This is a genomic window from Sphingomonas phyllosphaerae, from assembly GCF_029623345.1.
Taxonomy (GTDB): domain Bacteria; phylum Pseudomonadota; class Alphaproteobacteria; order Sphingomonadales; family Sphingomonadaceae; genus Sphingomonas; species Sphingomonas phyllosphaerae_C.
Genome location: NZ_JAPYKH010000005.1, coordinates 193,832 through 214,129, shown reverse-complemented (window position 1 = coordinate 214,129; position 20,298 = coordinate 193,832). Strand labels below are relative to the sequence as shown.

16 protein-coding genes are annotated in these 20,298 nt (G+C 70.0%); 9 read left to right on the top strand and 7 right to left on the bottom strand.

What is annotated here, in order from left to right; all coding sequences use genetic code 11:
* Positions 1-22 precede the first annotated feature (22 nt).
* The 3 genes from QBJ89_RS07410 to QBJ89_RS07400 are packed head-to-tail and all read left to right on the top strand — an operon-like array spanning position 23 to position 6,146.
* On the top strand, positions 23-2,362 hold the full coding sequence (locus QBJ89_RS07410) for a GH92 family glycosyl hydrolase (protein WP_277979880.1): 2,340 nt from the start codon (positions 23-25) through the stop codon (positions 2,360-2,362).
* 17 nt (positions 2,363-2,379) lie between these two features.
* Positions 2,380-3,789, top strand: coding sequence for a glycoside hydrolase family 125 protein (locus tag QBJ89_RS07405; RefSeq protein WP_277979909.1), 1,410 nt, complete (start codon positions 2,380-2,382; stop codon positions 3,787-3,789).
* 20 nt (positions 3,790-3,809) lie between these two features.
* A complete protein-coding gene (locus QBJ89_RS07400; protein ID WP_277979879.1) occupies positions 3,810-6,146 on the top strand; it encodes a GH92 family glycosyl hydrolase in 2,337 nt (778 codons plus the stop codon).
* Positions 6,147-6,558: 412 nt separating this feature from the next.
* Here the strand turns inward: QBJ89_RS07400 and QBJ89_RS07395 are convergent, their stop codons facing one another.
* Positions 6,559-8,898 carry a GH92 family glycosyl hydrolase gene (locus QBJ89_RS07395; RefSeq protein WP_277979878.1) on the bottom strand — a complete coding sequence of 780 codons (2,340 nt, stop codon included), beginning with the start codon at positions 8,896-8,898 and terminating at the stop codon, positions 6,559-6,561.
* 150 nt (positions 8,899-9,048) lie between these two features.
* Between QBJ89_RS07395 and QBJ89_RS07390 the strand changes: the two genes are divergently transcribed.
* Positions 9,049-10,383, top strand: coding sequence for an ABC1 kinase family protein (locus QBJ89_RS07390; protein WP_277979877.1), 1,335 nt, complete (start codon positions 9,049-9,051; stop codon positions 10,381-10,383).
* 216 nt (positions 10,384-10,599) lie between these two features.
* Here the strand turns inward: QBJ89_RS07390 and QBJ89_RS07385 are convergent, their stop codons facing one another.
* Positions 10,600-11,091: a nucleoside deaminase gene (locus QBJ89_RS07385; protein WP_277979876.1), complete on the bottom strand. Its 492-nt coding sequence runs from the start codon at positions 11,089-11,091 to the stop codon at positions 10,600-10,602.
* Between the two features lie 272 nt (positions 11,092-11,363).
* On the opposite strand from QBJ89_RS07385, the gene QBJ89_RS07380 reads away from it, so the two are divergent.
* Positions 11,364-12,377, top strand: a complete 1,014-nt coding sequence (locus QBJ89_RS07380) for a hypothetical protein (RefSeq protein WP_277979875.1) — start codon at positions 11,364-11,366, stop codon at positions 12,375-12,377.
* A gap of 448 nt (positions 12,378-12,825) precedes the next feature.
* On the opposite strand, the gene QBJ89_RS07375 is transcribed toward QBJ89_RS07380, so the two are convergent.
* Positions 12,826-13,824, bottom strand: coding sequence for a 2-hydroxyacid dehydrogenase (locus QBJ89_RS07375; RefSeq protein ID WP_277979874.1), 999 nt, complete (start codon positions 13,822-13,824; stop codon positions 12,826-12,828).
* 129 nt (positions 13,825-13,953) lie between these two features.
* Between QBJ89_RS07375 and QBJ89_RS07370 the strand changes: the two genes are divergently transcribed.
* The 4 genes from QBJ89_RS07370 to QBJ89_RS07355 all read left to right on the top strand — a co-directional run bounded on the left by QBJ89_RS07370 (position 13,954) and on the right by QBJ89_RS07355 (position 16,463).
* Positions 13,954-14,412, top strand: coding sequence for an SH3 domain-containing protein (locus QBJ89_RS07370; protein WP_277979873.1), 459 nt, complete (start codon positions 13,954-13,956; stop codon positions 14,410-14,412).
* Positions 14,409-15,254 (top strand): carboxylating nicotinate-nucleotide diphosphorylase, encoded by an 846-nt coding sequence (gene nadC, locus QBJ89_RS07365; protein WP_277979872.1) that lies wholly within the window; start codon positions 14,409-14,411, stop codon positions 15,252-15,254. The genes QBJ89_RS07370 and nadC overlap by 4 nt, the downstream gene beginning before the upstream one ends.
* A 64-nt stretch (positions 15,255-15,318) precedes the next feature.
* Entirely contained in the window at positions 15,319-15,762 is a 444-nt protein-coding gene (locus QBJ89_RS07360; protein WP_277979871.1) for a hypothetical protein, read from the top strand.
* Complete coding sequence (locus QBJ89_RS07355) at positions 15,759-16,463, top strand: ribonuclease T2 family protein (protein ID WP_277979870.1); 705 nt, start codon at positions 15,759-15,761, stop codon at positions 16,461-16,463. Before QBJ89_RS07360 ends, QBJ89_RS07355 begins: the two co-directional genes overlap by 4 nt.
* A gap of 7 nt (positions 16,464-16,470) precedes the next feature.
* Here QBJ89_RS07355 and QBJ89_RS07350 read toward each other — a convergent pair whose 3' ends face one another.
* The 4 genes from QBJ89_RS07350 to QBJ89_RS07335 form a co-directional block, all read right to left on the bottom strand.
* Complete coding sequence (locus tag QBJ89_RS07350) at positions 16,471-17,649, bottom strand: vWA domain-containing protein (protein WP_277979869.1); 1,179 nt, start codon at positions 17,647-17,649, stop codon at positions 16,471-16,473.
* Positions 17,650-17,659: 10 nt separating this feature from the next.
* Positions 17,660-18,514, bottom strand: a complete 855-nt coding sequence (locus QBJ89_RS07345; protein ID WP_277979908.1) for an AAA family ATPase — start codon at positions 18,512-18,514, stop codon at positions 17,660-17,662.
* 42 nt (positions 18,515-18,556) lie between these two features.
* Positions 18,557-19,213 carry a DUF6975 family protein gene (locus QBJ89_RS07340; protein ID WP_277979868.1) on the bottom strand — a complete coding sequence of 219 codons (657 nt, stop codon included), beginning with the start codon at positions 19,211-19,213 and terminating at the stop codon, positions 18,557-18,559.
* A 75-nt stretch (positions 19,214-19,288) separates the two neighbouring features.
* Positions 19,289-20,179 (bottom strand): PAS domain-containing protein, encoded by an 891-nt coding sequence (locus QBJ89_RS07335; RefSeq protein WP_277979867.1) that lies wholly within the window; start codon positions 20,177-20,179, stop codon positions 19,289-19,291.
* Between the last annotated feature and the right edge of the window lie 119 nt (positions 20,180-20,298).

Genomic DNA, 20,298 nt, shown 5'->3' with positions numbered 1-20,298 from the left:
ATACGTCTCAGGGAGAGTGAACATGGCAAGCGCGCGGCGCCGGGGCATCATCGCGGCGCTGTGCGCCTCCGCCACGATGCTCTCCCCCGCGGCGACGGTGGCGCAGGACGCGCCGCCGGCGTCGGTCGACCTCGTCAACCCGCTGATGGGGACGGACAGCAGCTATGAGCTGTCCTACGGCAACACCTATCCCGCGATCGCGGTGCCGTTCGGGATGAACGCCTGGACGCCGGTCACCGGCAAGATGGGCGACGGCTGGGGCTACACGTACAGCGCGCACAAGATCAACGGGTTCAAGCAGACGCACCAGCCGAGCCCGTGGATGAACGATTATGCCGCCTTCGCGCTGCTGCCGATGACCGGCGCAGTGAAGGCGAAGGAGGCCGAGCGCGCCTCCTGGTACAGCCACAAGGCGGAGGAGAGCCGCGCCTGGGGCTACAAGGTGTATCTCGCCGACTATGACGTCACCACCGAGATCGTGCCGACCGCGCGCGCCGCGCATTTCCGCTTCACCTTCCCCGAGACCAAGGACGCGCACGTCCTGCTCGACGGCTATGCCGGCGGCTCGATGGTGTCGGTCGACCCGGCGCGGCGCCGCATCACCGGCTATGTCAGCAACAATCACGGCGGCGTGCCGGCCAACTTCCGCAACTGGTTTGTCGTCGAGTTCGACAAGCCCTTCACCGTCAGCCAGACCTTCGACGGCAACGGCACGCTGACCGCGGGGCGCCGCGCCGAGGGCGATCACGTCGGCGCGGTGATCAGCTTCGCGACCAGGAAGGGCGAGCAGGTCGGCGCGCGCGTCGCCTCGTCGTTCATCAGCGCCGAGCAGGCGCAACGCAATCTCGACGGCGAGATCGGGCGCGACACGTTCGACCAGACCAGGGCCAAGGCGCGTGCCGCCTGGTCGGCCGAGCTCGACCGCATCAAGGTCGACGACCCCGATCTCGACAATCGCCGCACTTTCTATTCGGCGCTGTGGCGCATGCTGCAATTCCCGCGCGAGTTCCACGAGCGCGATGCGAACGGCAAGCTGATCCACTACAGCCCGTATGACGGCAAGGTCCACGACGGCCCACTCTATACCGACAACGGCTTCTGGGACACGTGGCGCGCGGTCTTCCCCTTCTTCGCGCTGATGTATCCCGAGCGCGACGGCGAGATCATGCAGGGGCTGGTCAACACCTACAAGGAGTCCGGCTGGCTACCGGAATGGGCCAGCCCGGGGCACCGCAGCGTGATGATCGGGTCGAACTCGGCCAACCTGATCGCCGACGCCTATCTCAACGGCGTGCGCGGCTTCGACGCGGAGACGCTGTACGAGGCGATGGTCAAGAACGCGACAACGTCCGAGGGGCGCCCGCGCGACAAGAGCGGCAAGGTGGTCAGCGCGGTCGGGCGCGAGGGCGTCGAACTCTACAACCAGCTCGGTTACGTCCCTTATGACGTCGGCATCAACGAAAATGCCGCGCGCACGCTCGAATATGCCACCGCCGACTTCTCGCTGTCGCGCCTGGCCGCCGCGCTCGGGAAGACCGGCGACGCCAAGAAATACGCCGAGCACGCGCAGAATTATCGCAAGCTGTTCGATCCGCAGAGCGGCTGGATGCGCGGCCGCAACAAGGACGGCAGCTGGTCGGCCGCGTTCAGTCCGTACAAATGGGGTGACGCCTTCACCGAGGGCAATTCGGTCCATTACAGCTGGTCGGTGATGCAGGACGTGCAGGGGCTGATCGGGCTGATGGGCGGCGACGACAAGTTCGTCGCGCGGCTCGACTCGGTGTTCTCGACGCCGCCGATCTTCGACGACAGCTATTACGGCCAGGTGATCCACGAGATCCGCGAGATGCAGATCGTCGACATGGGCCAATATGCGCACGGCAACCAGCCGATCCAGCACATGATCTATCTGTACGACTGGGCCGGCGCGCCGTGGAAGGCGCAATATCACGCGCGCGAGGTGATGCGGAAACTCTACTCCGCCGCACCCGACGGCTACCCCGGCGACGAGGACAACGGCCAGACCTCGGCCTGGTACGTCTTCTCCGCGCTGGGCTTCTATCCCGTCACGCCGACGGTGGGGCAATATGCCATCGGCAGCCCGCTGTTCCGCCGCAGCAGCGTCACCATGCCCGGCGGCAAGGTGCTGACGATCGAGGCCGAGAACAACAGCCGCGACAATGTCTACATCCAGTCGGCGACGCTCAACGGCGTGCCTTACGCCAAGCCGTGGCTGTCGCGCGAGGCGCTGCAGGCGGGCGGTACGCTGCGCTTCGTGATGGGCCCCACGCCGAACAAGCAATGGGGCACCGCCAAAGCGGACCGGCCCTTCTCGATGAGCGCGCCCGGGGCGGTGAAGTGATCGCGCGGCGCGCGCTGATGGCGGGTGCGGGGGCGGCGGCGGTCGCGGGCGCACTGCCTCGCGCCGCGGCGGCGCAGGCGTTCGCAAGCAAGCGCCCGCCCAAGGCGCAGCGCAAGTTCACCAGCGCCGCGGTCGAGGCCGAGATCGCGCGGGTGAAGCGTCGCATCGCCGACCCCGAGCTCGCCTGGCTGTTCGAGAATTGCTACCCTAGCACGCTCGATACCACGGTCACCAAGGTCGGCACGGTCGACGGCAAGCCCGACGCCTTCGTCATCACCGGCGACATCGAGGCGTTGTGGCTGCGCGACAGCTCGGCGCAGTTGCAAACCTATGTGCATCTCACGCCCAAGGACGCGCCGCTTCGTCGGCTCTTCCATGGGCTGATCCAGCGGCAGGCGCGCTGCATCCTGATCGACCCTTATGCCAACGCCTTCATGGAGGACCCGCACGCGCGCTCCAACCTGGGCGCGCGCGACGACAAGACCGAGATGAAGCCGGGCGTCGCCGAGCGGAAGTGGGAGATCGACTCGCTCTGCTATCCGATGCGGCTGGCGCACGGCTATTGGACCGCGACGCGCGACAAGGCGCCGTTCGACGCGACGTGGCAGCGCGCGATGGCGCTGGCGGTGGCGACGCTGCGCCAGCAGCAGCGCAAGAGCGACGACGGGCCTTACCGGTTCCAGCGACTCAATCTCTCGCCCACCGAGACGCTGATGTTCGAGGGGCGCGGCGCGCCGACGCGCAAGGTCGGGCTGATCCACTCGATGTTCCGCCCGTCCGACGACGCCTGCTTCTATCCTTTCCTGATCCCGTCCAACCTGTTCGCCGTGAGCGCTCTCCGCATGCTCGCCACCGTCCAGCGCGAGGCCGCGGGTGACGCGACCAGCGCCGCCGACGCCGAGGCGCTGGCGGCCGAGGTCGAGGCCGCGCTGGCGGCGCACGGAAAGATGCCGGACGGGCAGGGCGGCGAGGTCTGGGCCTATGAGGTCGACGGCTATGGCAACGCCATCTTCATGGACGACGCCAACGTGCCGAGCCTCTCGGCGCTGCCGCTGCTCGGCGCGGCGCGGCGCGACGACCCGCTCTACCGCCGCACCCAGGCGCTGGCGTGGAGCGAGCGCAACCCGTATTTCTTCAAGGGCAAAGCGGCCGAGGGGATTGGCGGGCCGCACGTCGGCATGGACATGATCTGGCCGATGTCGATCGTCAGCCGCGCGCTCGACAGCGACGACGACGCGCAGATCCTGCAATGCCTGCGCTGGCTCAAGGCGACACATGCCGGCACCGGCTTCATGCACGAGAGCTTCCACAAGGACGATCCGGCAAAGTTCACGCGGCCCTGGTTCGCCTGGGCCAACGGGCTGTTCGGCGACCTCATCCTCGATCTCGAGCGGCGCCGCCCCGCACTGCTCGCCACGCCGCTTTGAACGATCTCGAAGGACCCGACATGACCACCACCCGCCGCGAGGCGCTCGCCTCCGCCGCCGCGCTCGGCCTGGCCGGGGCGCTCCCCGCCGCCGCGCGCGCGCAGGGCGGCGCGGCGCCCGCCGCCGCCGCCGCCGCGCCCGACCTGTTCATCGGCACGGGCGGCCACGGCCACACCTTCCCCGGGCCGACGATGCCGCACGGCATGGTCCAGCTCGGCCCCGACACCGACAACACGCGCTGGGATTCCTGCTCGGGCTATCACCGCACCGACACGTCGATCATGGGCTTCAGCCACACGCATCTGTCGGGCACGGGCATCGGTGACATGCTCGACGTGCTGGTGGTGCCGACGCGCGGCCCGGTCCAGCTCGAGCCCGGTCCGCTCAGCGATCCCGACCAGGGCTATCGCCAGCGCTTCTCCGACGAGCATGCCGAGCCCGGCTATTATCGCGTCCGGCTCGAGAGCGGCGTGCTGTCGGAACTGACCGTGACCGACCGCACCGGCTGGCACCGCCACAGCTTCCCCGACGGTCCCGCGCACATCCTGGTCGACTTCGCGCACATGGTGCTCGACGTGTGGGATAAGGGCGTGCTGGTCGACGAGGCCTCGCTCCAGCTCGACGCCGACGGGCTGCTGACCGGCAGCCGTCGCGTCCACCGCTGGGCCAAGGGGCGGCGGATCCATTTCGCGATGCGGCTCTCGCGCCAGCCCGACCGCGTGCAGTTCTACGGCGACGATGACCGCCCGCTGCCCGCCGGCGCGCGCGCGGCCAAGGGCGCCAGGCTCAAGGTTGCGCTGTTCTACGACCAGGCCGGCGGCGCGCCGATCCTGATCAAGACCGGCATCTCCGCGGTCGACGTCGCCGGCGCCAAGCAGGCGCTGGCGGAGGAGGCGCCCGGCTGGGACTTTGACGCCACCGCCACCGCGGCGCGGCGGCGGTGGGCGCGCGAGCTCGACTCGATCAAGGTGGCGGGCGCCACCCCCGCCGAGCGCACGATCATGGCGAGCGGGCTCTATCACTGCCTCGTCGGGCCGACGCTCTTCACCGACCGCGACGGCCGCTATGTCGGGCTCGACCGCGAGGTCCATCGCGTCCCCGCCGGCGAGGCGGCGTACAGCGCCTATTCGCTGTGGGACACCTATCGCGCGCTCCACCCGCTGCTCACGCTGGTGAAGTCCGAGCAGGCGGGGCTGCTCGTGCGCGACCTCGTGCGCCAGACGGTCGAGAGCCCCTATGGGCCGCCGGTCTGGCCGCTTCAGGGGGTCGAGACGGGCACGATGATCGGCTGGCACGCGGTGTCGGTGATGGCGGAGGCCTGCGCCAAGGGCATCAAGGCCGATTACGCCGCCGCCTGGCCCAACCTGCGGCGCCGCGCCTTCGACCGCGACTTCAAGGATTCGGACAGCTCGCTCGGGCGCGGCTGGTACATGGACCTGGGCTTCGTGCCCGCTGACAAGACCTGGGAGTCGGTCAGCCGCACGCAGGAATATGCCTATGACGACTGGGCCGCGGCGGTGATCGCCGAAGCCGCGGGCGCGACCGCCGACGCCGCCGCGCTGCGCCGGCGCGCGCGCAACTGGCGCAACGTGATCGACCCGTCGATCGGCTTCGCGCGCCCGCGCTTCGCCGACGGCAGCTGGTGGAAGGACTATGATCCGATCCAGCTCGGCCATGATCCGGAAAAGCAGCGCGATTATACCGAGGCCAATGGCTGGCAGGCGACCTTCCTCAACCAGCACGACAGCTACGGCATGATCGAGCATTTCGGCGGCGACGCCCAGTTCGTCGCCAAGCTCGACGCCTTGTTCAGCGCGCCCTCGACGCTGCCCAAGAACGCGCCGCCCGACATCTCCGGGTTGGTCGGCCAGTACGCGCACGGCAACGAGCCCGACCAGCACGTCGCCTACCTCTACGCCTTCGCGGGTGCGCCGTGGAAGACGCAGGCGATGGTGCGGCGGCTGTGCGACGAGATGTACAAGGCCGACCCCGACGGCGTGATCGGCAACGACGATTGCGGCCAGACCAGCGCCTGGTTCGTGCTGAGCTCGCTCGGCTTCTATCCCGTCGATCCGGTCAGCGCGGTATACGTGTTCGGCTCGCCGCTGTTCGACGCCGCCGAGCTGGACCTCGGCGGTGGTCGCCGGCTGCGCGTGCGCGCGATCGGCAACGCGCCCGACCGCCCCTATGTCCAGTCGGTGCGCTGGAACGGGAAGCCGTGGACGCGCAACTGGATCGCGCACCGCGACCTGGTGAAGGGCGGGACGCTCGAGTTCACCATGGGCGCGTCGCCGTCGCGCTTCGGGACCGCACCGGCCGACCGGCCGCCGTCGTTCGGGCGCATGGCGCAGGGGTGAGAGTCAGGCCCTCTCGCTGATGGCGTTCCCCGCGCAGGCCGGGGCCCAGGTGCGAAGGTCGCCGTGGGAGTCACGGCCGTCGCGCAACGGGCCCCGGCCTGCGCCGGGGAACAGGTTGGTGGCGGTCGACCCATCCCGATCATGGCCGTGCCGTGCTCCTGCGCACGCAGGAGCCCGGAGCGGCCGGTGTTACCCTTAATAGCCCTGGGTTCCTGCGTGCGCAGGAACACGGGAGTGCCCCCCAGCGCATCGCCTCGGCGGACGCCGGGGCTCAGGTGGGAAGGCCCTTGTGAGCGCCACGTGCGTCCCGCAACTGGACCCCGGCGTGCGCCGGGGTGGCGGCGGGAAGGGGCGGCGTTCTGACTGCTACCGCCGCTAACCTCCCCGAGACGACCGGGGCGTCTCCCCGTACCTACCGCGGCATCGGCGTGAGCGTCGGTGGCGCGTCCGCCGGCGCGCTGCCCCACGCCTTGTTGGGCGTCGGCCCCATCACCAGCTCCAATCGCGCGCCGTCCTTGACGTCGTCGTGGCGGAACCACGCCTTGGTCCAGGGCCGCCCGTTGAGCGTCGCCGATTGGATGTACGGATTCGCCGCGCCGTTACCCCTGGCGACGATCTCCAGCAATTTGCCGTTCCCGAGCGTCACCGCGGCGCGATCGAACAGCGGGCTCGCCAGCATGTACACGTCGCTGGACGGGTCGACCGGGTAGAAGCCCAGCGCCGCCAGCGCGTACCACGACGAGGTCGCACCCTGGTCGTCCATGCCGGGATAGCCGAAGCCCGAGGCGTCGCTGCCGTACAGCGTGTCGAGGATGCGGCGGGTCAGCGCCTGCGTCTTCCACGGCTGCCCGCCCCAGGCGTAGAGGAAGGGCGCGTGCTGGTCGGGCTGGTTGCCCTGGACATACTGGCCGACCATGCCGGTGCAGTCGCGGCAGATCCCCTTGGGCGTGTAGGGCGTGGCGAAGAAGCGATCGAGCTTGGCGTTGAACGCCGCGCGACCGCCGAGCGCACTGGCGAGTCCGCCGACGTCGTGCGGCACCAGCCACAAGGTCGACCAGCCCGACGCCTCCTTCATCATGAAGTTGTAATAGGGCTCCTGCGGGTCGAACGGCGCGATCCATGTGCCGTCGTCGGTACGGCCGCGGATGAAGCCGGTGCGTTTGTCGAACACGTTGCGCCAGTTGGCGGCGCGGCGGCGGAACAGCGCGGCGTCGTCGCGGCGACCGAGCCGCTCGGCCAGCTCGGCCATGGCATGGTCGTCCCAGGCATATTCGAGCGTGGTCGCCGCACCCGCCTTGCCGCCCGCATAGGGCGGGCTGGGGTTGCCCGCGGGCACCTCGTCCGAAATCCAGCCGCGGCGCATATATTCGGCGAGATAGCCGCGCGGCCCGGCCGGGTCGGTCGCGTTCTTCCGCATGTAGTCGTAGGCAGCGGCATAGTCGAACGGGATGCCGCGCCGCATCGCGCCGAGATACAGGAACACCGCATTGTCGCCATGGAACGAGGTGTTCATGAAACCGCGCTCGCGCGCCATGTCGAGTTCGGACGCCATGATGTCCTGCACGACCTGGGGTTCGAGCAGCTCGAGCAGCACGATCTGGTTGCGCCCCGTATCCCAGAACGGCACCGGGCCGTAGCGGTCGTGCGTCGCGGTCTGCACCTTGCCGTTGCTGTCGGCGAAGCGCTCGCCCTTGCGCGCGATCAGCCGGGGGCTGGCGAAGGACTGGAACAAGGTGGAGTAGAACAGCCGCCGCTGCTTCTCGCTGCCGCCGCTCACCTGCACTCGGTCGAGCAGCCCCGACCAGGCCGCGCGTGCCGCCCCGCGGATGCCGTCGAAGTCCCAGCCCGGGCTCTCGGCGCGCAGCCGCGCCTCGGCGTCGGCGTAGCTGGCGCCATGTGCGATTTTGACGAGTACCTGCTCGCCCGCGCGGGTGGTGAAGTCGGTGTAGGCGCCGGCAAACCCGCCCTCGATCGCGCGCGCATCGGGCATCACGTCCGCGCCGCCGATGCCATAGCCCTGACCACCGCCAGCGGACTTGCGGAACGTGCCGAAGCGCTTGAAGGGCTTGGAGAAGACCGCGACGAAATAGCGGCCATCACGCGCATCGTGATCATCGTTGGCGGTCGCGGCACCGCGTACGGTGCGGTCGTTGACCACCTCGACCGCGCCGCCGCGGCGGTTGAGGTTGAGGATCAGATGCGCCCGCTCGGTCGCGGGGAAGGTGAAGCGCATCAGCCCGGTGGCGCGGGTTGCGGTCAGCTCGGCCTTGACGCCGATGCTGGTGAGGTCGGCGGCGTAATAGCCCGGCGACGCCAGCTCCTTGGCCTTGTCGTAATAAGCCTCGGTCGAGGCCGGCGGCACGGTCCAGTCGCCGACCACGGGCATGACGAAGGGCTGCGCGCGCCCGCCATAGGTCGGCCCACCGCCCGCGGTGAAGCCGATCATCGTCGGGTTGCTGTAATAATAGGGCGTCGCGACGCCGCTGGGGTAGGAGAGCGGCACGTTGACGTTGACGGGCGCCGCCTCGACCGCGCTGTGCGGCAGCCGCGCGCCGGGCGAGGTGATGCCCGAATAGGTCGGCTCGCCCGGTGGCGGGGCGTTGCCGATCAGCTCGGGGCGGTCGAGCGGCGCGGTGCCGACGCGCGGGTCGGCGAGGTCGACGCCGGACGGACCCGCCTGCTGGCCGTAGCCGCCGCTCGCCGTCAGCGCCGCGAGCGCCACCGCGCCCGCCCATGTCGTCGCTCGCCGCATCGTCACTCTCCCGCCCGCGCCGGGTGATCCGCTGCCACCCGGCTACGCTTCTGATTAGACGGATAAATCAATTTGCTTGTCAATGGTGTGTTCGTCTCCGTGCACCCGAACGCCGCCGCCGGCCGTTGCACGCGCGCGAAGGAGTGAGTGATGGTGGACGAGCGCGGACGCGCGGTACCGAGCGGGCGATGGTCGCGGCTGGGCGGTTTCGGCAAGCTCGCCGGCGGCGTCGCGGGCGGAATGATTGCGGAGGGAGCGCGGCGGCTCGCCACCGGTGAGCGGCCGCGCATGAACGAACTGCTGCTCACCCCCGCCAACGCCACGCGCGTCGCCGACCAGCTCTCGCAGCTGCGCGGCGCGGCGATGAAGCTGGGGCAGATGATCTCGATGGACGCGGGCGACGTGCTGCCGCCCGAGCTCACCGCGATCCTGGCGCGGCTGCGCGAGAGTGCGCACCATATGCCCCCCGCGCAGCTCGACCGCGTGCTCGCGCAGCAATGGGGCGAGGGCTGGCGCAAGCGCTTCCGCCACTTCCAGGCGCACCCGATCGCCGCGGCCTCGATCGGCCAGGTCCATCGTGCCGAGCTGCGCGACGGGCGCGTGCTCGCGATCAAGGTGCAATATCCCGGCGTGGCGGAAAGCATCGATGCCGACGTCGACAATGTCGCCACGCTGCTGCGCGTCACCGGTCTGCTGCCACGCGAGCTCGACTTGCGCCCGCTGCTGGAAGAGGCCAAGCGCCAGCTCCAGGAGGAGGCCGATTACGCGCGCGAGCTGGCGATGCTGGAGCGCTATCGCGACCTGCTGGGCGACGACCCCGCTTATGTCGTGCCTGCGGCCGAGCCGGCGTTGAGTACCGATCGCGTGCTGGCGATGGACTTCGTCGCGGGCGCGCCCGTCGAGACGCTCGCCGAGGCGCCGCAGGAGACGCGCGACACCGCCGGCGCGGCGCTGGTGCGGCTGGTGCTGCGCGAGCTGTTCGACTGGGGCGTGATGCAGACCGACCCGAACTTCGCCAACTACCGCTGGCAGGCGGAGACCGGGCGGCTGGTGTTGCTCGACTTCGGCGCGGCGCGGCCGGTGCACGCGGAAACGCGCGCGGGTTATCACCGGCTGTTGATGGCGGGGCTCGACGGCGACCGCGTGCGCGTGCGCGACGCGGCGCTGGCGGCGGGCTTCCTCGGTCACGCGGCGGTGGAGCGCCACGGTGCGGCGGTCGACCGGATGATCGACGTGATCCTGACGGAGCTCGGCCGGCCCGGCCTGTTCGACTTCGGTGACCGCAGCTTCGTCGGCGTGATCCGCGAGGAGGCCACCGCGGTGGCGCGCGACCGCTCGACCTGGCACCTGCCGCCGGTCGACACCTTGTTCGTCCAGCGCAAGGTGAGCGGCACCGCGTTGCTCTGCGCGCGGCTCGGCGCGCGGGTCGAGGTGCGCGCGATGGTGGAGCGCTATCGCGGGCTGGACGCGGCGGCGTCGGGGTAGGGGCGGCAGCGAGAGAAAAGGGGTTTCAACCTCACCTCGTTCTCACTCCGCCGCACCATGCTCCGTCATCCTGAACGCGTTTCAGGATCCACGGTGCCGCGCACCCGACGGTCGGGGGGACGCGAGGACGGATGGATCCTGAAACGCGTTCAGGATGACGGCGGGGGGCAGGGCGCGAGCCGCTCCGCAGAAGAAGGTTTCATCGCGTCATCACCCTCACAGGTTCGCCTGCTCCTCCTCGGGCAGCTCGGCGTCGGGCGGGTAATAGAGCGAAGCGCACTCCTCACGCAGGCAGCCGCCCTCGATCACGATGTCGTCGCGGTAGGCGTCGGTGATGAACGACAAAGTGTCGACGTGCTGCGCCTCCCAGTACATCGCATGGACGTCTTCGCGGCCGGCGCCGTAGACCACGCGCCCGACCTTCGACCAGATCGACGCCATGGTGCACATGCCGCACGGCTGCAGCGTCGAATAGAGCGTGGCGCCGCGCAGCTCGAGCTCGCCGCTGTTCTCGCAGGCGCGACGGATCGCCATCATCTCGGCGTGCGCGGTGGCGTCGGGTAGCTCGTGGGTCTGGTTGCGCTCGGCCGCGAGCACCTTGCCGTCGAGCACGATGACCGACCCGAGCGGCGACGTCGACGGATCAGACCCCTTCGAGCGCGCCACCGCGATCGCCTCGCGCATCCAACGTTCGTCTTCCTTGGTCATGCTCACCTCCGCCACCTCAACGCTGCGGCGCCGCGGTCGGTCCCGAACCCCGCCGGCGGACCCGCGAAAAACAACGACTTAGCGGCGAACGACGGGCGGGACATTTCTGATCGGACAGAAGCGAAGTGACGTCCGCGGTTCGTCGCAGCCGGGGCACGGAAGCCGGTGAAGGGTGGTCGATGCGGCGCGAGCGGAGCGGGCGCAGGGGGTGCGAGGCTTTCTCGCAGTCGCAGCAACTCCTACGCGAGCGCGGGGGTTCGAGGAGGAAAATAATGTTCGAGATCGATCAGCCGCGTCAGACGAGCCGACGCGATGCGCTGCGGCTGGGGGCGGGCGCGGCCGCGACCGCGCTGGCGGCGTGCCGCGGCCAGGCCGTCGAGGTGACCGGCCTGCGCCAGGACGGCATCCCGACGCGTCAGCTCGGGGCTATTACGGGCAACGACCCCGCCGCGATGCGGCAATGGGCGCAGTGGCTCGGCCGGCCGCAGGACCACGACCTGCTCTACTTCAACCAGGACAGCTGGGAGCAGCTGGACCAGTCGATCGACTATATCGCCGGCGTCGGTCGCGAGGTGCTGGCGCAGGGCCGGCGGGTGCAATGGTCGGTGCCGGTCGGCGGCCCGGGCGGCTATGACAGCGTCACCGCGGGCCAGCGCGACGACCTCTACCGGCGCGTCGCCGGCGCGATCCTGGCCGCTTATCCGAAGGGGAACGGCCGCATCTACGTGCGCCTGCCGTGGGAGTTCAACCTGCCGTCGCAGTCGCTCGCCGCGCGCGACGCGGGTGGGCGCTGGGCGGCGCGGCTCTATGTCGCGGCGTGGCGTCGCATCGCCGGCGTCTTCCGCCAGGTCTCGCACCGCTTCTACTTCGACTGGTGCCCCAATATCGGGGAGGGCGGGATCAACCCGGAGCAATGCTATCCCGGTGACGACGTGGTCGACGTCGTCAGCCTCGATCTCTATTACCAGGGCCGCTACGACGACCAGAACATGCGCGATGGCGGTCGCTCGATCTTCGGCTACCGCCTGTCGCAACCGTTCGGCCTCGCCTGGCTGTCGAGCTTCGGCGCGCGCCACGGCAAGCTGATCGGCCTGTCGGAATGGGGCGTCGACGACGACCGTGCCGTTGTGTTCGCGCAGCTGCTCGCCGCCTGGATCGGCGCACAGGGGTCGCGCCTCTCGCACCACAATTACTGGAACCGCTCCGACGGCGGCATCAACGCCAAGCTCACCGACGGTCACCTGCCGAGAGTGGCGCGTGCGTATCGCGCCGCCTTCGGGCGCTGACCGGGTGCGGGGCTGTCCTACGTAGGGGCGGATTTGCTAGAAAGAGGTGATGTCCGGTGACACCCCTCGCTTCCGAGGGGGCAGGCGTGGGGCGCTTCCGCGAGCGCTACGCTGTTGGATATGCCCCGCCTCAACCTTTCCCCTGCAGGGGAGAGGTCGGGATCATCGCGCCTTCCGCATCTCGGCGCTGCGCTCGATCTTTCTCATCGCCGCTGGTCTGAACGGCCGGCGGGGCCGGTTATAGCTCTCCGCCGGATGTCCAACATGACTCAACATTCGCGCCAGCCGCGGCCGGGCGAGAAACCGCATTCGGAAATCGAAATGTGTCGTTTCTTAGTTGCTTACATCGAATACGTGAGATGCAAGGCGACATATCGCGAATGTTGAGTCCCACGCGCGAAACGCTCCGGCGACTCAACATTCGCAACATTCGCGCCGCGACAAGGGCTCAGACCCAGCCCTCCAGCACCTGGTCGGGCGGCCGGTGCCCATCGGCCCAGCTGCGGATATTGGCGATGACGCGCTCGCCCGAGGCGACGCGACCCTCGTACGTCGCCGAGCCCATGTGCGGAGTCATGACGACGTTGGGCAGCGCGAGCAGCCGCGGGTCGATCTCGGGCTCGTGGCGCCAGACGTCGAGCCCGGCGCCCGCGAGCTGTCCCGCCTCGAGCGCGTCGACCAAAGCGCCCTCGTCGAGGATGCCGCCGCGACTGGCGTTGATGACGAAGACGTGCCGGCGCAGCAGCGCGAGCCGGCGGCGGTCGATCAGATCGCGGCTGTCGGCATTGAGCGGGGTATGGATCGTCAGCACGTCGATCGCGCCGAGCAGGTTGTCGAGCTCGTCATACCAGGTCGCGCCGAGCTCGCGCTCGACCGTCGCGGGCAGCCGGTGGCGATTGTGATAGTGGATCGACAGCCCGAAGGCGCGCGCGCGCCGCGCCACTGCCTGGCCGATCCGCCCCATGCCGACGATGCCCAGCGCTTTGCCGCCGATCCGATAGCCCAGCATTCCGCCCGGGCTCCAGCCGGTCCACTGGCCCGAACGGACCAATTTTTCGCCCTCGGCGAGCCGGCGCGGCACCGAGACGATCAGCGCCATCACCAGGTCGGCGGTGTCCTCGGTGAGCACGCCGGGCGTGTTGGTGACGATGATGCCGCGCGCCCGCGCCGCGCGCAGATCGATATGGTTCACGCCCGCGCCGAAATTGGCGATGAGACGGAGCCGCTCGCCCGCGCCGGCGATCAGCGCCGCGTCGATCGTGTCGGTGACGGCGGGGACGAGCACGTCGCTGTCCGCCATCGCCGCAGCGAGCGCGTTGCGCGAGAGCGGGCGGTCGCCGCGGTTGTTGCTGGTGTCGAACAATTGCTCGAGCCGCTGCATGACGACGTCGGGCAGCTCCCGCGTGACGGTCACCTTGGGATGGGTGCAGCGTCGCGGGTCGGCCATGCGCCCGGATTGGCGCAGCCCCGCGCGGGCGTCAACGGTAAGCGGTTGCTGGCGCGCCGCGCGCCTCTTACAGACTCGCGCGTGGACAGCGGGATCTCAGCGAGACGGAGCGCCGCTACGACGGCGGTGATGGCGTTGGCGATGGCGTGCGGGGCGGCGGCGGACGCCGCGCCCGACCTGCGCGAGCCGCCTTATTACGCCTCGCTCAGCCCGTCGCGCGCGCGGATGCGGACCGGCCCGGGGCGTACCTTTCCGTCGAGCTGGGTCTATGTGCGCGCCGATCTGCCGGTGCGCGTCGTCGCGGTGTTCAAGGAGTGGCGCAAGGTCGAGGACCCGGGCGGTACGCAGGGCTGGATGCTCGGCACGCTGGTGAGCCATACCCGCACGGCGATCGTCGCCGGCGGCGAGCCCGCCGAGCTGCGCGACCGCCCCGGCGGCCCGCACGTGTTGTGGCGCGCGCAGCCGGGCGTGGTCGGGCGGTTGAGCCAGTGCGGCAACGGCTGGTGCCGCTTCGACGTCCATGGCCAGGCGGGCTTCATCCAGACCGAGCGGCTGTGGGGCATCGCGCCGGGCGAGGTGTTGCCATGAGCTTCGTGCTGGAGGGTTTCGACACCGACGCCTTCGTCGACTCGACGCTCGCAGAGGACCTGGGCGGGGTAGGCGACATCACGTCCGCGGCCGTGATCCCGGCGACGGCGCGGTTCGCGGCGGCGATGGACAGCCGCGACGCGATCATCGTCTGCGGGGTGGAGCTGGCCGCCGCCTTCTTCCGCCGGCTCGATGCCGACGCGACGATCGAGCCGCTGGTGCGCGACGGTGACCGCGTGTCACCCGGTGCCAAGCTGCTGCGGGTCACCGGGGCAGCGCGCGCGGTGCTGACCGCGGAGCGTTCGGCGCTCAACACGATCCAGCATCTGTCGGGGATCGCGACGCTGACCGACGCCTATGTCGCGGCGCTTGAGGGCACCGGGGCGACGCTGCTCGACACCCGCAAGACGCTGCCGGGGCTGCGAAGGCTCGAGAAATACGCCACCCGCACCGGCGGCGCACGCAACCACCGCATGGGGCTGTGGGACGCGGCGATGATCAAGGATAATCATGTCGCGGTCGCGGGTGGGGTCGGCCCCGCTGCCGCGCTCGCCCGCGCCGCCGGGATCGCCGACATCATCGTGGAGGTCGACCGGCTCGACCAGATCGCGCCCGCGCTCGACGCGGGGGCGACCCACCTGCTGCTCGACAACATGCCGCCCGCGATGCTGCGCGAGGCGGTCACGCTGGTCAGCGGGCGCGTGCCGACCGAGGCGTCGGGCGGGGTCTCGCTCGAGACGATCGGCGCCATCGGAGCGAGCGGAGTGACCTATGTCAGCGTCGGTCGCATCACCCAGTCCGCGCCTGCGGCGGACATCGGGCTCGACGTCGCCGCGGCGTGAGGCTGGCGGCTTGCGTCGGCGGATGTGGCGGCGCAGAGCGCGCGCGCAACCATGAGAGGTTATCGTGACGCGTCCGCCCCCGATCGTCCGTTTCGAGCGCCTGTACCTGACCTCGTTCGCGCTGGGGCTGCTCATCTGGGCGCTGACCTGGGAGCAGCTGTCGACGCGGCTCGCCGCCGACCCGCGCACCGCCGCGTTCGGCTGGATGCTCGCCGCGGCGCTGGCTCTCAACGTCGCATTCGCGCTGTTCCAATGGTATGCGGTGGCGCGCCGCGGGGTCGCCTGGGTGCGCTGGATGGTGGTGCTGCTGACGACGCTGCATATGCTGGCGCTGCTGTTCAGCCTCTTCGGCGCGCCGCTCGCCCTGCCGACGCTGCTCGGGGTGTTGCGCGTCGCGCTCGAGGTGACCGCGGTCGCGCAGCTGTTCGCGCCCACGGTGCGCGACTGGTTCGGCTTGGACGAGGCCGATGATGACGGGTTGGACGGCGATCGGGAGGAGCTGGCATGAGGCGCTTGGTGGCCGTGGCGGCGTTGGTGGCGCTGCCCGGGAGCGCGGGGGCGCAGGCGCTCTCCTGCGCGCTGCCCGACACAATCGCGACGCCGCGCCCCGATCTGCCGAGCGCGCGCCAGCCGGCGCGGCGGGTGCCGATCGGCGGCTACACGCTGGCGGTGACGTGGAGCCCGCAATATTGCCGCGACCACGGCGACAACCGCGACGCACGCTTCCAATGCAGCTCGGCCAACCGCTTCGGCTTCGTGCTCCACGGCCTGTGGCCCGACGGCGAGGGAAAGGAGTGGCCGCAATATTGCCGCGCCACCCCGATCCTGCCCGCGGCGGTGCTGCGCCGGCATCTCTGCGCCACTCCCTCGGCGCAGCTGCTCCAGCATGAATGGGCCAAGCACGGCACCTGCATCGCGGACTACTCCCCCGAGCGCTATTTCACGCAGTCGAACGCGATGTACGGTCGGCTGCGCTTCCCCGACATGGCGACGCTGTCACGTCGACCGCTGACCGCGGGCGCGATGGCCGCGGCAGTGGCGCGCGTGAACCAGGGAATGCGCGCCGACATGATGCGCGTGACCGCCACGCGCGAGGGCTGGCTCGACGAACTCTGGCTCTGTGTCGATAAGGCCTTCCGCTACACACGGTGCCCGGCGCACCAGGGCGGGCTGAGGCCGGGCGCGCCGCTGCGGATCTGGCGCGGCTGAGCCGCGCTCAGCGCTGGCGCGCCAGCTCGCGCGTGGCGGCGTCGATCCCGTCGAGCGTCAGCGGGAACATGCGCCCGTTCAGCAGGTCGCGGACCAGCGCGGTGGAGGCGGAATAGCCCCAGTGCGCTGCCGGCGCCGGATTGAGCCAGGCCGCGGCGGGATAAGCTTCGGTCAACCGCCGCAGCCAGGCCGCGCCGGGCTCGTCATTATGGTGCTCGACCGAGCCGCCGGGATGCGTGATTTCGTACGGGCTCATCGCCGCGTCGCCGACGAACAGCAGCTTATAGTCGCGGCCATAGGTGTGGAGCAGCTCGAGCGTCGACGTGCGCGCCTCGAAGCGGCGGCGATTGTCCTTCCACACGCCCTCGTAGACGCAATTGTGGAAGTAGAAGAACTCGAGGTCGCGGAACTCGCTGGTGGCGGCGGAGAACAGCTCCTCGCACGCGGTGACGAACGGGTCCATCGACCCGCCGACGTCGAGGAAGAGCAGCAGCTTGATCGCGTTGCGTCGCGCCGGACGCAGGCGCACGTCGAGCCAGCCCTGGCGCGCGGTGCCGTCCACCGTCGCGTCCATGTCGAGCTCAACCGCCGCGCCTTGCCGTGCGAAGCGGCGGAGCCGGCGCAAGGCCAGTTTGATGTTGCGCGTGCCGAGCGCGCGGGAGGAGTCGAGGTCGCGGAAGGCGCGCTGCTCCCACACCTTGATCGCGCGGCCGTGGGTGGACTCGCCGCCGATCCGAACGCCTTCGGGGTTATAGCCCGCGTTGCCGAACGGGCTGGTGCCGCCGGTGCCGATCCACTTGCTGCCGCCCTGGTGGCGCGCGTGCTGCTCGGCGAGCCGCTCGCGCAATGCCCGCATGATCTCGTCCCATGAACCGAGCGACTCGATCGCCGCACGCTGCTCCGGGGTGAGATGGCGCTGCGCCAGCGCGCGGAGCCACTCTTCCGGCAGCTCGGCGGGGGCGACGCCCTCGGCCGGCAGCGCGCCGCGGAACACCGCGGCGAAGACCTGATCGAAGCGGTCGAGCAGCGCCTCGTCCTTCACGTAGATCGCGCGGCTGAGATAGTAGAATTGCTCGGGCGAGCGGTCGATCACCGCGGCGTCGAGCGCCTCGAGCAGCAGCAGATGCTCCTTGAGGCTCGCCGGGATCCCCGCGGCGCGAAGCGAATCGAGGAAGGCGAGGAACATCGCACTCGGCTCAGGGCCGCGGCGCGTGCCGCCGCGCCATGAAGGCGAGCCGCTCAAACAGCATCACGTCCTGCTCGTTCTTGAGCAGCGCGCCGTGGAGCGGCGGGATTGCCTTGGCCGGGTCGCGCTGTTGCAGCACCTCGAGCGGCAGGTCCTCGTGCAGCAGCAGCCGAAGCCAGTCGAGCAGCTCGCTGGTGGAGGGCTTTTTCTTGATCCCGGGCACCTCGCGCACCTCGTAGAAGAGGTCGAGCGCGCGGCTGACCAGCGTCGTCTGGATGCCGGGGAAATGCACGTCGACGATCGCCTGCATCGTTGCCCGGTCGGGAAACCGGATGTAATGAAAGAAGCAGCGGCGCAGGAAGGCGTCGGGCAGCTCCTTCTCGTTGTTCGAGGTGATCACCACGATCGGGCGCTGCGTGGCGCGCACGGTCCGGCCGGTCTCGTAGACGTGGAACTCCATGCGATCGAGCTCCTGCAACAGGTCGTTGGGGAAGTCGATGTCGGCCTTGTCGATCTCGTCGATCAGCAGCACCGCGGGCGTGTCGCGCTCGAACGCCTCCCATAGCTTGCCGCGGCGGATATAGTTGGCGATGTCGTTGACGCGTGGGTCGCCGAGCTGGCCGTCGCGCAGTCGCGCCACCGCGTCATAATCGTAGAGGCCCTGCTGTGCCTTGGTGGTGGACTTCACCGTCCACTCGATCAGCGGATAGCCGGTCGCGCGCGCGATCTCGTGCGCCAGGACGGTCTTGCCGGTGCCGGGCTCGCCTTTGACGAGCAGCGGGCGCCGCAGCCGCACCGCGGCGTTGACCGCGACCTTGAGATCATCGGTGGCAACATAGTCGCCGGTGCCCTCGAACCGCTCCATATGCGTCGTCATGCGGCGCGGCGCAGCGGCTGACAAGCCGGCTCAGCCGCCCCGCGCCGCGGCGCGTGACTCAAGCAACTGCCACAGGCCGCGATGCTGGGTCAGCAACTGGTCGGCCCCGAAGGTGAGCGCGCGCATCCGCGCTGGTGCCAGCGCGAGGCCGCGCAGCATATCAACCGCCTCGTCGCGCGCGGTGGCGAAGCTGGCGGCGGCTTCCTCACCCAGCCGCGCCGCGCAACGCTCGAGCAGGCCGCGGATCGCCACCCAGTCGAGTACGAAGGCGGCGGCGGCGCCGGTGGCACAGCCGAGCCGGTCCGAGCGCGCCAGCAGCGCCAGCGTGTCGCGCTGCTGGAGGATCGCGGCGGCGGCACTCGCCTGGCCCGGCGTCGAGGGCAGAGGTCCGGCCGCGGCGGCGAGGCGTACCAGCAGCACGCGCTCCGCCGCCATCGCGCTCGCGGCGCGTGCCAGCCACGCCGGCGCGAGCGTGTCGACGCCGTGCGTGGTGGCGTGATCGACCATGCCGGGGAAGGTGCCATGGACGACGCACAAAGCATGAATCGCGTCGGCGAGATCGCGCAATGGCGCGCCCGGTTCGGCGAGCGCCCGGGAGTGGCGCGACGCGGCGGTGCCGTCGCGCGCGACCATCGCGAGGATCAGGTCGGCGGGACCGTCCTCGGGGCGCTGACTCGCGTCCGCCATGTTTCTTGCCTCCACGCTATCGCGGCGCGCCTCGGCCGCGCGCTGCGAGCTAGCTGATCGACGTAAAGGTGCGGTTTACGCGGGGCGACGAACCACCGCCGCGACCACTTCTTCGGCACGTCCATTGACCCGGGTCGGCCAGAAACTGAGCACGACGGGGAGCACTTCGCCATCGTTAGTCAACAGTGCCGCTGTCACGGCTTCGGCAGTCTCGCCCGCGCTGGCGCGTTCGAGCGATTCGCCGACCGCCGGCCGGTCGGACGGGGCGACCAGGGCAAGGAAGTGCGTGCCGGCTAGGGACGGAGGAGACATGTCCAGCAGCGCCGCCAAGGCAGGTTGGGGCGCGACGAGATGGCCGCGTAGGCTGACCCGCGCGAGCGCGGCAAGCCCGGTGGCTTCAAACGCCGCGACGATCGAGTCACGCGCGGCGGTGGCCGCCTGCGCCTCCATTGCCGCGGTCTCGTCCTCGATCCGCAGCAGGCACCCGTCGGGCAGCGGCTCCACCACCACCACCAACGCGCGGCTGGGTGAGCGATCCAGCACGACCATCACCCGCTCGCGCGCGGCACCATCGAGCACGCGTCGCACCGCTGCCGCCAGGGCGCCGCCATCACGCCGCGACAGGGCGACGATATCGGCGTGCGGCGCAACGCGCTCGCCGAAGCGCGCGCGTGCGGTAGTGTTGGCGCGCGCGATCAGACCCTCGCTGTCGAGTAGCAGCAACGGCAAATCGAGCGCGTCGAGGATCGGATCCAGGAGCGCAGCAGCGGGCCGGTCCGGCTTGCCGCCGGCACCGAGCGTTGCCGCGAGTTCTACGCCGACGAGGATCACGCGAGGCCGTCCGTGATGAAGCACATACACCGGCGCGCGGGCGGCACGTTCCTGCCACTCGCCGAAGTGGCGGACCAGCGCCGAAGCCGTGACTTCGAGGCGCGGCATGTCGCGGCCGGATGCCGGGTCAATCATGTGCAATTGATTGAGGTTATTCACGTACTTGTGAATTGATCGTCGTCAATGTAAGAAAAATCAGTCGCGACGATCATGCGACCGTCGCGGCTGGTAAAGATCAAGGAGCGACCCGCCCA